Origin of the sequence: Buchnera aphidicola (Formosaphis micheliae) (genome assembly GCF_039403185.1) — a bacterium.
GTDB classification, from domain to species: domain Bacteria; phylum Pseudomonadota; class Gammaproteobacteria; order Enterobacterales; family Enterobacteriaceae; genus Buchnera_C; species Buchnera_C aphidicola_B.
Genome location: NZ_CP135047.1, coordinates 182,501 through 196,765, shown reverse-complemented (window position 1 = coordinate 196,765; position 14,265 = coordinate 182,501). Strand labels below are relative to the sequence as shown.

Genomic DNA, 14,265 nt, shown 5'->3' with positions numbered 1-14,265 from the left:
AAATATACATATTATACTAATAATAATAGATTACAAATAATCTATTTTAAACACATTAAATAAAATAATATTCAAATCAACAATAAATTATTAATATATATTCTACATATATAAAAATCATATTTAAATCAATTTATATAACATATAAAAATTTTAGACATAACATTTATCAAACTATTTATGTTTATTAATAACATTAATCAATTAATTAATTACATCATCAGAGTAATTCATTAATTCTAAAAATAAAATAACTTATATTATTACCTTTATTATATAAGTACAATCAAGATAAATAAGTAAAGTAAAGATAAAAAAATAATAATATGTTACAATTATCAATATTTAACATTATATATAATATCAAAAAAATATGTATCTGAATAACAAAAAATAAACATCATATCAATAAGATAAATATTTTAATGTATACTAACTGATCAATATCAAAAAAAATAATCTTAAAAATAATATATATATATACGTACTTCGGGCTAAAATTATATATAAATAAAAAGCCCGCATCTAAACTAATGCGGTTTTTTTTGGCATAAATTTAGGAAAATTAAAACCATGCGAATAATGAAATTTGGTGGTACATCTCTAAAAGATGCTACATGCTTTTTACATGTTTCTGATATAATTGAAAAAAAAATAAAAAATGAACAAGTAGGAATTGTATTATCTGCTCCATCAGGTGTTACTAATAATTTAAAAATTATTATTGATAAATCAATTAATAAAAAAAACATTGATTCTGAAATACATACGACTAAAAATATTTTTTTAACACTATTAGATCATATTAATCAATCCCAATTAAATTTTCCTTATAATATAATCAAACAAAAAATACTTGATAAATTTATAGAACTAAAAAAAAATATTCATGGAATTAATTTATTAGGACAATGTCCGGATAATATATATGCTAAAATACTTTGCCAAGGTGAAATAATATCAGTTTCCATTATGAAAGGCATTTTACAATCCAGAAATTATTCTATTACTGTTATTAATCCAGTGGATACTCTACTTAGTACAAATAATTATTTAGAAGCTACAGTAAATATAATAAAATCAACTGCACGTATAAAAAAAATACAAATTCCAAAAAAAAATATTATTCTAATGGCTGGATTTATAGGAGGCAACGAAAATAAAGAATTAGTATTATTTGGTCGCAATGGATCTGATTATTCAGCGGCTATTTTATCTGCTTGTTTACAAGCTAACTATTGCGAAATTTGGACAGATGTAAATGGAATATATACATGTGATCCACGTCAAGTTTCTGATGCTAAATTATTAAAAGAAATCTCCTATCAAGAAGCAATAGAGTTTTCTTATTTTGGAGCAAAAGTACTTCATCCTCGTACTATTGCGCCCATATTACAATTTAAAATTCCTTGTATTATTAAAAATACGTTTCAACCAAATAATGAAGGTACATTAATCTGCTCAAAACCAAAAAAAACAGAACATCCCATAAAAGGAATTACTTATCTTAATAATATAGCAATGTTTTGCATAACTACTTACAATATGCATTGTATAAAAACAATTACTTCTCGTATTTTTACTGCTATTACACGAAATAAAGTTTCAATAATTCTTAATACTCAATCTCCTACCGAAAATAGTATTAATATTTTTGTATTACAACAAAACATTTTATTTATACAAAATATTTTAGAAAAAGAATTTACTCTCGAACTAAAAAATAAAATACTAAAAAAAATAAAAATAATAAAAGAATTAGCTATCTTATCTATTATAGGAATAAATAAACAATACCGATTAAACATTTCTGCTCGATTCTTTTTAGCACTAGCTAATTTATCTATAAATACTATAGCTATTTCTCAGTTCTTATCCAATAATACTATTTCAATAGTTATAGAAGACAAACATCTTATTAACAAAATAAAAACTATACATAGAATCTTATTTGACACTAAATATATAGCTGAAATATTTCTTATTGGAGTAGGTGGAATCGGAAGTACATTATTACAACAAATATCCCTTCAACAAAAAAAATTACAAATAAAAGATATCAACTTAAAAATATGTGGAATAGCTAATTCTAAAAAATTACATGTAAATATGAAAGGTATTCCATTAAACAAATGGCATGAAAATTTAAAAAAAGAAAATAATACTTTTTCTCTAAAAAAAATAATAGATTTACAAAAAAAATATCATTTAATTAACCCAGTATTAATAGATTGTACAGCAGATGAAAAACTAGCTTACCAATATGTAGATGTATTAAACAAAGGTTTTCATGTTATTACTTCTAATAAAAAAGCTAATACTGCTGATTTAATTTATTATAAAAAAATACGGTTAGCTGCTCTAAAATACAAAAAAAAATTTTTATATGAAACTAATGTAGGAGCAGGATTACCTGTAATAGAAACAATCCAAAATTTAATAAACTCAGGTGACGAATTAATTCATTTTAGAGGTATCTTATCTGGTTCTTTATCCTTTATTTTTGGTCAATTAGAAATTGGTGTTCCTTTATCTCAAGCTACACAAGAAGCTAAAGACATGGGGTTTACAGAACCTAATCCACATGATGATCTATCCGGAATAGATGTAGCTAGAAAAGTACTTATTCTAGCTAGAGAAATGGGATATTCTGTAGAATTACAGGATATTAAAATAGACTCTTTGTTACCTGTATCCTTTAATAACATTACAGATGTTAATAATTTTATGCACAAATTAAAAGAATTAGATCCATTGTTTACAAATAAAGTAAAAAAAGCTCAAAATACTGGAAAAGTTCTACGATTAATTGGTACAATTAATAAAATTGGAAAATGTCAAGTCAAAATTGATGAAGTAGATGAAAATGATCCGCTATATAAAATAAAAAATGGAGAAAATGCATTAGCATTTTACAGTAAATATTATCAACCTATTCCATTGGTATTAAGAGGCTATGGAGCAGGAAATAATGTTACTGCCGCTGGTATATTTTCTGATTTGCTACATACATTATCAGAGCAATCAGGAGTATAAAATATGGTAAAATTTTTTTCTCCTGCATCAATAGGTAATGTAGGAGTAGGATTCGATGTTCTAGGTTTAGCTATATCACCAATAGATGGTAGTTTTTTAGGAGATAGTATCTCTATCAAAGCATCAAATAAATTTCAATTAATTAATACCGGTTTATTTGCACATGAATTACCTATCGATATTAAAAAAAATATCGTATGGAAATGTTGGAAACACTTTTGCAACATGATGGGAAAAAAAATTCCAATTTCTATTGAATTAGAAAAAAATATGCCCATTTCTTCTGGATTAGGATCCAGTGCATGTTCTATAGTATCTTCAACCATTGCCATGAAAGAATTCTTTAATATATCTTTGACTCAATTAGAATTACTAATTATTATGGGTAAACTAGAAGGAGAAATATCTGGAAGTATTCATTATGATAATGTAGCACCATGTTATCTTGGAGGATTACAATTAATTATTAATGAAGAAAATAATATTCATCAATCTATTCCAATATTTAAAGAATGGATTTGGATTGTAGCATGGCCTGGAATTAAATTATCTACAGAAACATCTCGATCATTATTACCTTTAAAATATACTAAACAAGTTTGTATAAAACACAGCCAACATTTAGCTGGGTTTATACATGCAACTTATACCAAACAACCTAATCTTGCTATTCAATTAATGAAAGATATTATTGCAGAACCATATCGTATTAAAATAATACCAAATTTCTTTAATGCAAAAAAAATACTTATCGAATTAGGCGCTCTAAATTGTGGAATTTCAGGATCAGGTCCTACCCTATTTGCTATATGTAACAATATGAAATCAGCAAAAAAAATAGCTCAATGGCTAACTAAACATTATTTACAAAACCAAACAGGTTTTGTACATATTTGCAATGTAGACATACTTGGTACAAGAAAAATAGGATAATCAATGAAATTATATAATCTAAAAAATAGAAAGGAAATAGTAAACTTTTCACAAGCCATTAAATTAGGATTAGGCCAACAACAAGGACTATTTTTTCCTTTAGAGTTTCCTAAAATTAATACAAATGATCTCAATAAACTTTTAGAAATGGATTTTATTACCAGAAGCAGCACTATACTCTCTTATTTTATTGGAGATGAAATCAATAAATATGAATTAACTAAAAGAGTAAAATCAGCTTTTTCTTTTACTCTACCAAAACTAGTACAAGTCACTAATAATATATCATGTTTTGAATTATTTCATGGGCCTACTTTAGCTTTTAAAGATTTTGGGGCGAGATTTATGTCTCAAATGTTATCTTACTTTAATCAAGATGAAAATAATAAACTTATTACTATTTTAACCGCTACTTCAGGAGATACTGGTGCAGCTGTAGCACATGCTTTTTATCGTATGAATAATGTCCGTGTAATTATATTATATCCAAAAGGAAAAATTAGTGAATTACAAGAAAAATTATTCTGTACTTTAGGGAAAAATATAACAACTATAGCCATTAATGGTAGTTTTGACGAATGTCAAACATTAGTAAAAAAAGCTTTTAATGATACAGAACTAAAAAAAAACATAGGTTTAAATTCAGCTAATTCTATTAACATAAGTAGACTACTAGCTCAAATTTGTTATTATTTTGAAGCTTTTGCATTAATTCCTAATAAAAACAGAAAAAACATAGTTATATCTGTTCCTTGCGGTAATTTTGGAAACTTAACAGCAGGATTGTTAGCTAAATCCATGGGACTACCAATTTCTTCATTTATAGCAGCTACTAATGCTAATGATACTATTCCTCGTCTTCTTAAAACGGGAATATGGCAACCTAATCCAACTATCTCTACTATTTCTAATGCAATGGATATTAGCCAACCGAATAATTGGCCAAGAGTAGAAGAATTATTCTTGAGAAAACATTGGGAGCTAAACAAATTAGGTTTCGGCAGTGTATCTGATTTAGAAACAAAAGATACCTTAATAGAGCTAAAAAAAATAGGTTATATTTCAGAACCTCATGCTGCTATAGCATATAAATTACTACGTGAAAAATTAACTGATAATCAATTTGGATTATTTTTAGGAACTGCTCATCCAGCAAAATTTAAAAATACAGTAGAAAATATTCTAAATATTATATTACCTGTACCTAAAATATTAAAAAATCTACATAACTCACATTTATTATCATATAATATGCGGCCAAATTTTTCTAAATTACGAAATTTTTTATTAGATACATAAAATAGTATTCGTATAAAAAGAGAGAGGAAATAGTATCCTATTTCCTCTCTAATAAAAAAATATATTAAATACTAACCAATTTAATTGTTAAATAAAAAGTTTACAATATCTCCATCTTGAATACGATATTGTTTTCCTTCATTACGTAACTTACCGCATTCTTTTACTCTTTTTTCACCTTTATATGTTATAAAATCCGAATAAGAAATAACTTGAGCTCTAATAAAACCTTTTTTTAAATCTGAATGAATTTTACCTGCTGCATCTAATGCAACAGTACCTTTACTAATTGTCCAAGCTCTCACTTCTTTTTTTCCAGCAGTAAAAAAAGTTTGTAAATTCAATAAAATATAACCTGAATTAATAATATGATTTAAACCAGATTTTTTTATACCAAAAGTCTCCATAAAATTATTTTTTTCATGATCTTTTAAATATGCTAAATCTGATTCTACAGTAAGACATAATGGAATTACTTGAGAATTTTCCATGTCAGCCATTTTTTTTATTTTATTAAAAACATCTTTTGTATTACTAGCACAATATATTTCTTCGTTCATATTTACTACATATATTATCGGTTTTAAAGTCAATAATCGTAAATGTTTTATAAAACAATATTCTTCCGTATCAATTGCTAATGTTCTTAAGGATTTAAATTGATTTAAATGAGATATACATCTTTCTAAAATTAAAATTTCTTTTTTTAAAACAAAACTATTTGCGTTAAATTTTTTATTTATCTTTATTAAATATGATTCACATACGTGAATATCAGATAAACATAATTCCATGTTCACCATTTCAATATCCTGTAAAGGATTTGATTCTCCATAAACATGTAAAATTTTACGATCGTTAAAAAAACGTACAACATGTATTATCGCGTCAGTTTCTCTAATATTGTTTAAAAATTGATTTCCTAATCCTTCTCCTTTAGAAGCTCCTTTAACTAAACCAGCTATATCAACAACTTCAATAAAAGTTTCTATAATTTTTTTAGATTGAACTATCTTGGCAATATTAATTAACCTTGAATCATAAACTAAGGCAATGCCTACGTTTGGTTTAATTGTACAAAATGGAAAATTTTCAGCTAAAGCAGAACCTTTAGTTAAAGCATTAAACAAAGTAGATTTACCCACATTAGGTAACCCAACTATACCACATTTAAAACCCATATTACTTCCTATATAATATGATTTAATAATTTTATTGTATTGATTAAAATATACTTGTTTATACATAGAATATATAAACAGATATATAGTAAAATTATGAAATGAAATATATTTCGTTTATTTCTAATAGATACTAAGTAAAAATTAATTCTTTTACCGTTTGTTTTATAATTTTATTAATAACAACATGTTCCTCTTGTGTAGGCGATGATAAAACAAATTTTGCAACTTCTTTTTTTGTTGTTGGACGACCTATTCCTATAGAAATACGAGAAAAAGATATTATTTCACTAAAAACTTTAATAATATTTCTTAAACCATTATGACCATTATGTCCCCTACCAACTTTAAATTTTATTTTACCTGGTAATAAATCTAATTCATCATGTACGATTAATATATTATTTAAAGAAATTTTATAATAAGAAGACATCGCTAATACAGATGCTCCATTAATATTCATATAAATGTTTGGTATCAACAAAAAAATTTTTTTATTTAAAAAAGATATATGACTTGTAAATCCAAAAAACTGTTTTTCTTTAATAAAATATTTATTTTGATGTTGAGCTAATACTTGTAAAAACCAAGCTCCAACATTATGTCTTGTATGATTATACTCATTAATAGGATTAGCTAATCCTACTATCATCTTGATGTTTTTCAAATAAAACCTTTTTTGATATCATTTTAAATAAATAAAATATAGAACAAATAATTCTATATTTTATTTTAAATATTATAAAATCACTGAAACAATATTATTAATATAACATACTAATAATCACTTATATTTTTTTCAAATCGTCTTAACACTTCATTCCAATTTACTACATTCCAAAACGATTTGATATAATCAATTTTTTTATTTTTATAATGTAAATAATATGCATGTTCCCATAAATCTAATCCTAAAATAGGCATACCATAAACACCAGAAATACTCTTACCCATAATAGGATTATCTTGATTAACAGTTGTAACAATTGAAATCATCTCATTATCTTTCACTACCCATATCCATCCTGAACCAAAATGACTCATTGCTATCTGTTCAAATTTTTCTTTAAACTGTTCTATAGAACCAAATGATTGTTCTATAGCAGTCTTTAAAGTTATAGGTAATAAAGTACCAATTTTTAAATTTTTCCAAAACAAACTGTGATTAATGTGCCCACCTCCATTATTTCGTATGATTGTTCTTTTATCTATAGAAATTTCCGGTAATTTGGTCATTAATTCATAAATAGAAAAATTACTCCAAACTGTATTCTCTAATGCTTTATTTAAATTATCAATATATGTTTGATGATGTTTAACATGATGAATAGTCATTGTTTCTGTATCAAAATAAGGTTCTAAATCATTATAACTATAAGATAAATCAGGTAAAATATGATTCATAATTACACCCTTTATAATTTAAATATATATAATCTAATACATATATATTAAATATCAAAAATAAACAACTATTAGACATAATATAAAGTAATCATTTACTTTAAAATAAAAATATTATATTTAAATTAATAAAAATAATTAATACATATTTATTCTGTAAGAAGAATAATAGAAAATATATTTTTTATTAATTAAAATAAATTATGATTAAAACATATAATAGTATACTTACATTTTTTATGAGATTTAAATGTCTACAAATCAAGAGATACATTTATTAAAAAATAGATTTCGTGGATTTTATCCAGTAGTAATAGATGTTGAAACAGCTGGATTTAATGCTCAAACTGACGCACTATTAGAAATAGGAGTAACTACACTTAATATGGATGAAAAAGGTTGGTTGAAAAAAGAATCTTCATTACATTTTCATATAATACCTTTTCACGGTTCTACTATTCAACCGGAAGCAATTGCTTTTAATCGAATTGATCCATTTAACCCATTAAGAGGAGCTATCAGTGAACAAGAAGCGTTATTTTTCATTTTTGAAAAAATAAAAAAAAGTATGCAAAATAATAACTGTTCTAAAAGTATTATAGTTGCACATAACGCAACATTTGATCATAATTTTATAATGGCAGCAATAAAAAGAACAGGAATACAAAATAATCCTTTTCATCCATTTGCTACATTTGATACAGCAGCATTAAGTGGTTTGGTTGTTGGACAAACTGTATTAGCTAAAGCTTGTAAAGCAGCAGGATTATTTTTTGATAATAAACAAGCCCATTCAGCTTTATATGATACACAAAAAACAGCTGAACTATTTTGTGAATTAGTCAATCGTTGGAAACGTTTAGGAGGATGGCCTGTACATAATGAAAATAATACATAAAAAATAATAGCCCAACATATCTTTATAAAAAAATTATAAAATCAATAATATTTACTATAATTTATATAAAAAATATACATGTATAATATTTATTCAAATAACAGTAGATAAAATATGCAAATCATATACAAAAAAAATTATTGAATCTACTGTTATTAACAACGTAAATTATTCTTGATTTATTTTATATTTCAATACTGTCTCATTAATTAATTTTTTAAGTGATCCATTTTGTACCATTTCCATAATAATATTACAACCACCTATTAGTTCTCCATCTATCCATAACTGAGGAAAAGTAGGCCAATTAGCATATTTAGGTAATTCCGTACGTATTTCTGGATTTTTCAAAACATCAATATAAGCAAATTTTTCTTTACACAAAGACAAAGCTTGTACTGCCTGAGCTGAAAAACCACAATTAGGAGAATCTGGACTACCTTTCATATACAGTAAAATTGGATTTTTTGAAATTTGATTTTTTATTATTTCAATAATATTCATACATTAATTCCTACTGTTTATCACATGACAACAACTCAATTAACTAAAATATTCTCTCACAAAAAACTATTGCTATCAATTGAAATAAAATAATACTTTTAATAGAAAAAATATTAATAATATTAAACATAATATCAACATTTTTTATACAAATAATATTATATTCACTTATAATTAAATTATAATGAATATATTAAAATAAACATCTACACATAATAAAACTATTTTATTCAATTAAATAAATTGTAAATTATTAAAAACAATATGTAGACTATTTCATTTTTTTTTGCAATAATAAAATAAAGATAGATAGTTCTATGGGGCTGTATTTTGGATTCGACAAAATTATCGACTGCTGACAGTGCATGCCGAGGTACGGTTGCCTCGTTAAAAACCGTAAATAAATAAACGCAAACAAAAACAACTACGCTTTAGCAGCTTAATAACCTATCTAAAGCCCATCTGTCTATTTTTCTCTTAGAAATAGATATTAAGATGGTCAAAAATAAGAGATACGTAACAAATTTTGCTTAAGAATTCATACGTATTTTAAAATTTAAGCTAAAATCTTACTAAGAGTCTATCCTAAAATAAGACTATGAAAATAATTAAGCATAGACTAAGCATGTAGATCTAAAGTAATAGAAATTTTGGACGCGGGTTCAATTCCCGCCAGCTCCATATATTAATAAAATATATTATTATATGATTCATATATAAAAATAAACTAAAAAATAAAACAATATTAATTTTAGAAATACTTTTTTAACCAATTTAATTTAGTTGTTAAAGTATTAAAATAACTATAGTTTTTCGGATGAATTAAATTAAGAGAATTATGACTGCGACGAATCACCACTGTATCCTGACTATTAATCGATAATACTCTTTGACTATCACAACTAATTTTTAATTCATTATACCAGTTAGGAAATTTCAAATAAATTATACTTGAACTCTTTACAACCAATGGACGAGCAGATAAAGTATGAGGAAACATAGGAACTAATACAATAGCTTCTAAAGAAGCTTCTAGAATAGGTCCTCCTGCAGAAAGTGAATATCCTGTAGAACCAGTAGGAGTAGAAATAATTAATCCATCAGATCTCTGAGAAAAAGCAAAATGTTCATCAATATAGACCTCAAATTCTATCATATGTGCCACTTTTTCCGAATGCAATACAGCTTCATTAATTACTGTATTAACATGTAATTTATCTAATTTTTTAAATATATGAACATCCAACAAAAATCTGTTTTCTATCGTAAATTGTCCAGATAATACATCAGATAATTGTTGCAACGCTGTATCTGGATTTAAATCAGTTAAAAATCCTAAATTTCCACGATTAATACCAATAATTTTGATATTATAACTAGATAAAATATAACCTGCGCATAGTAAATTACCATCTCCACCTACTACTATTGCTAAATCACAACATTGACCTATTTTAGACAAATTACCTATGTTAGGAGATTTAATGGACAATAATTCTTTAGATAATTGATATTCAATCATCACTTCATAACCTTTTTTAATTAACCAATGATAAAGCACCTGATGTGTTTCTAATACATTCTTATTACAAGGATAACCAACTAGACCAATATAATTTAAAAACGCTTTCATTAATTCTATTTTCCCAATTATAAAATATATTTTTTTAAAAAAATGATCTTGAAAAATCTTTTATAAACCTCATACTTAACATTAGTTAACAATACTACAACTTATTTAGGATTAATTGTGAATAATCAATCTAATAATCTAGAAAAAAAAAAATCTAAACCAAATAAAGAATACGACTTGGATAAAGATATTTCAATAGACAAAAAAAAAAATGATACAATTATTAATAAAACAGTCTTAGATGAAACAAAATTACAAGAAGAAATTAATCAAATAAATAAACAAATAAAAGAAATTAAACTAAGAGGTCAAGCTAAGATAGATAATATTAGAAAAATAAATCAATCAAATATAAAATTAATAAAATATAATAAATTAGAAGAATTTTCCAAAAAAATATTACCCATAATAGATTATTTAGAAGAAATAATAAAAATATCCCATAAAAAAAATATACAAAATTCAAACATCATACAAGGCTTAGAATTAACTTTACAATCACTATTAAATATAATTGAAAAATTTGGAATAAAAAGAGAAGGCAAAGAAAATGAATTATTTCAAGATCATTTGCATCAATCTGTATCCAATCAAACTTCTGAAATTATTCCACCAAATCATATTATTTCTGTAATAAAATTTGGATATACTCTAAATAATATTGTATTGAGAAAAGCCTTAGTTCAATTATCTATATGATAGTATATATAATTCTATTATAATTGTTCTATAAAATAATTTTTTTAATCTGTAAAAATTTATTTAAAACACCCATTTAATAGGGGTTTTACCTTGTTTAATTAATATTTTATTTGTTTGAGAAAAATGGCGGCATCCAAAAAATCCACGATAAGCCGACAATGGTGATGGATGTGACGCCTGTAATATATAGTGTTTTTTATTATCAATAAGAAAAGATTTATTTTTAGAAAAATTACCCCATAACAAAAACACTATACCATTTAAATACTTATTAATTATCCTAATTACTTGATCTGTAAAAACTTGCCAACCGATATTGAAATGAGATGCTGGTTTACCTGATTCGACAGTTAAAACAGAATTTAATAAAAAAACACCCTGATCAGACCAACTATTTAAAGATCCATCTATAAAATCATTAGGACATGATAAGTCTGAAACAATTTCTTTATAAATATTTTTTAATGAAGGAGGAATAATTACACCTTTATTAACAGAAAAAGCTAATCCATGAGCTTGATTAAAATGATAATAAGGATCTTGACCTATAATGACTACTTTAATTTTATGTAAATTAGTTAAACGAAACGCTGTAAATACTTCTTTTGCTGGAGGATAAATATTTTTCTTCATTCGTTCATATGATAAAAAATTTATTATATCTAAAAAATATTTTTTTTTTTTTCTTGTTGTAAAACATGGGACCAACTAATAAATTTAGTTTGCATTACAATTCCAATTTTATAATACTATAATAATATATATATTATAAATTAAACAAAAATAACATAGAAATAATTTTTTATAAAAAATATATTTATACTATAAATATAAAAAATATATAAAAACTACAAATTACTTACAAATAATATTTATTAATAAATTATTCTATATTTTATAAAGAGAAAAAAAATGACTTTAGTAACTAAACCTGCCCCAGATTTTACAACATCTGCAGTTTTACATAATGATACAATTATTGAAAATTTTAATTTATATAAAACAATCCACAACAAAAAATGCATTCTATTTTTTTGGCCAATGGATTTTACATTCGTATGTCCATCAGAAATTATAGCTTTTAACCAATTGTATTCTGAATTCCTTAAAAGAGATACAGAAATTATTGGAGTATCATGTGATTCTGTTTTCGTACATTATGCATGGCGTCAAACTTCTATAAAAAAAGGAGGTATTGGTAATATACAATATACTATAGTCTCAGATATAAAAAGAGAAATACAAAAAATATATGAAATTGAACATCCTAGTATCGGCGTAGCTCTAAGAGCATCTTTTTTAATAGACAAAAATAAAATTATTCGACATCAAGTAATAAATGACTTACCTTTTGGAAGAAATATTAATGAACTACTAAGAATGATAGATGCTGTACAATTTAATGATATACATGGAGAAGTATGTCCAGCTCAATGGACACAAGGAAAAGATGCTATAAAACCTTCTCCTAATGGAATATTAGATTATTGTAGTAAAAATAGAGATTATTCAAAATAGAAAATTATAAAGTTATTATAATTTAATATTCCTATAATATGCATTATATACTTATATATAGTTCTAAAAAAACCATATATAGATAAAAAATATAATGCATATTTTTTATCTATATTAAAAAAATTTTAAATGTAGCTGCTATCATCATCATTAATGTCAATATCAGTATCTAAATCATCATTATTAAATTCATCATGTACTATTGAATTATCAGAATAATGATCTGTTTCATTATAAAAATTAGAAGACTCTTCTTGTTTTATATTATCAAATTTGTTTATCTCTTCTGCGTTTTGTATACTAGAAGTAGAATACAAATGTGAGTCAGAAGCATTATGCATGTTATTAAATAATTCTTCTTCAGAATGTTTATGTTGAAATAAATTCATCAACATATTACCCATCACTATACCACCTGCTACACCAGTAGCTGTTTGTAAAGCACTACCAAGAAAACTACCTATAGGATGATGATTACCAGATCCAGAAAACACATTACTATTACCATGATTTGTAGCAACATATCCAGAAGTAGGTTTATTATGATCTAAAACTTGAGGTCGTTGCTGCATATTACCTGTGTTATTAGTTTCATTCCAAGAATTTTTTATATTTTTTTGATTATTCTCCTTATTACTAGATCCAAATAAACCAGATAAAAAACCAGATGAATTATTTTTTTTATTTTCTTCTTTCATAACAACAATTTTATTTTCTAACTTAGCAATATCATCATTTAATTTTTTAATAGCTGTTTCTTGTACTAAAATAATTTGTACCATGTAATATGGCGCATTAGATTGTTTAATTAATAAATCTTTTATTAACTGTTCAGCAACAGTATCTCGAGATACAGAATTTTTCTCTACATGATCTAAACGATTAAACAAATTTTCTATTATTTTTTTATCTTCTAGTTCCATAATTGACCTACCAAACATATTTATGAATACATAATATATATATACTACTAGCATACTATTAATTTTATATAAAAAAATAAACTTAATTATATTACACAATAAAAATGTACTTCATATTAAATTTATATTTAATTAGTTATGGTATATAATTAATAGATATATTTAAGATATTCTCAGGTTAAAAAATATGCTAACATGTATAAAATAACACTTACATATTTATTATACAAATTG

At 24.4% G+C, this 14,265-nt stretch carries 12 protein-coding genes, 1 other RNA gene and 1 pseudogene; 7 read left to right on the top strand and 7 right to left on the bottom strand.

The window, feature by feature from the left end; genetic code table 11:
- The first annotated feature begins 573 nt into the window (after window positions 1-573).
- From thrA to thrC, 3 genes are read left to right on the top strand one after another with little or no spacing between them, the layout of a single operon-like run.
- A complete protein-coding gene (gene thrA / locus RJX12_RS00835; RefSeq protein WP_343192320.1) occupies window positions 574-3,036 on the top strand; it encodes a bifunctional aspartate kinase/homoserine dehydrogenase I in 2,463 nt (820 codons plus the stop codon).
- Between the two features lie 3 nt (window positions 3,037-3,039).
- Window positions 3,040-3,969 (top strand): homoserine kinase, encoded by a 930-nt coding sequence (thrB, locus tag RJX12_RS00830; RefSeq protein WP_343192319.1) that lies wholly within the window; start codon window positions 3,040-3,042, stop codon window positions 3,967-3,969.
- Window positions 3,970-3,972: 3 nt separating this feature from the next.
- Window positions 3,973-5,268: a threonine synthase gene (thrC, locus tag RJX12_RS00825; protein WP_343192318.1), complete on the top strand. Its 1,296-nt coding sequence runs from the start codon at window positions 3,973-3,975 to the stop codon at window positions 5,266-5,268.
- An 80-nt stretch (window positions 5,269-5,348) separates the two neighbouring features.
- Here thrC and ychF read toward each other — a convergent pair whose 3' ends face one another.
- The 3 genes from ychF to RJX12_RS00810 form a co-directional block, all read right to left on the bottom strand.
- Window positions 5,349-6,449, bottom strand: coding sequence for a redox-regulated ATPase YchF (gene ychF / locus RJX12_RS00820; protein ID WP_343192317.1), 1,101 nt, complete (start codon window positions 6,447-6,449; stop codon window positions 5,349-5,351).
- Window positions 6,450-6,582: 133 nt separating this feature from the next.
- Window positions 6,583-7,101: an aminoacyl-tRNA hydrolase gene (gene pth / locus RJX12_RS00815; protein ID WP_343192385.1), complete on the bottom strand. Its 519-nt coding sequence runs from the start codon at window positions 7,099-7,101 to the stop codon at window positions 6,583-6,585.
- Window positions 7,102-7,226: 125 nt separating this feature from the next.
- Window positions 7,227-7,853, bottom strand: coding sequence for a Fe-Mn family superoxide dismutase (locus tag RJX12_RS00810; RefSeq protein WP_343192315.1), 627 nt, complete (start codon window positions 7,851-7,853; stop codon window positions 7,227-7,229).
- 250 nt (window positions 7,854-8,103) lie between these two features.
- Between RJX12_RS00810 and rnt the strand changes: the two genes are divergently transcribed.
- A complete protein-coding gene (gene rnt, locus RJX12_RS00805; RefSeq protein ID WP_343192314.1) occupies window positions 8,104-8,751 on the top strand; it encodes a ribonuclease T in 648 nt (215 codons plus the stop codon).
- Between the two features lie 168 nt (window positions 8,752-8,919).
- On the opposite strand, the gene grxD is transcribed toward rnt, so the two are convergent.
- Window positions 8,920-9,255, bottom strand: coding sequence for a Grx4 family monothiol glutaredoxin (gene grxD, locus RJX12_RS00800; RefSeq protein ID WP_343192313.1), 336 nt, complete (start codon window positions 9,253-9,255; stop codon window positions 8,920-8,922).
- 319 nt (window positions 9,256-9,574) lie between these two features.
- Here grxD and ssrA point away from each other — a divergent pair.
- Window positions 9,575-9,939: a transfer-messenger RNA gene (gene ssrA / locus RJX12_RS00795) on the top strand.
- A gap of 67 nt (window positions 9,940-10,006) precedes the next feature.
- Here ssrA and nadK read toward each other — a convergent pair.
- Entirely contained in the window at window positions 10,007-10,888 is an 882-nt protein-coding gene (gene nadK, locus RJX12_RS00790) for an NAD(+) kinase (RefSeq protein WP_343192312.1), read from the bottom strand.
- 117 nt (window positions 10,889-11,005) lie between these two features.
- Here nadK and grpE point away from each other — a divergent pair, with 117 nt between their 5' ends.
- Window positions 11,006-11,587 carry a nucleotide exchange factor GrpE gene (gene grpE / locus RJX12_RS00785; RefSeq protein ID WP_343192311.1) on the top strand — a complete coding sequence of 194 codons (582 nt, stop codon included), beginning with the start codon at window positions 11,006-11,008 and terminating at the stop codon, window positions 11,585-11,587.
- A gap of 63 nt (window positions 11,588-11,650) precedes the next feature.
- Here grpE and ung read toward each other — a convergent pair.
- A pseudogene (gene ung, locus RJX12_RS00780) lies at window positions 11,651-12,318 on the bottom strand (uracil-DNA glycosylase).
- 184 nt (window positions 12,319-12,502) lie between these two features.
- On the opposite strand from ung, the gene RJX12_RS00775 reads away from it, so the two are divergent.
- Complete coding sequence (locus RJX12_RS00775) at window positions 12,503-13,108, top strand: peroxiredoxin (RefSeq protein WP_343192310.1); 606 nt, start codon at window positions 12,503-12,505, stop codon at window positions 13,106-13,108.
- 125 nt (window positions 13,109-13,233) lie between these two features.
- Here the strand turns inward: RJX12_RS00775 and RJX12_RS00770 are convergent, their stop codons facing one another.
- The gene (locus RJX12_RS00770; protein ID WP_343192309.1) at window positions 13,234-14,031 is read right to left on the bottom strand and encodes a DUF2076 domain-containing protein; all 798 of its coding nucleotides are present in this window, start codon (window positions 14,029-14,031) and stop codon (window positions 13,234-13,236) included.
- Window positions 14,032-14,265 lie beyond the last annotated feature (234 nt).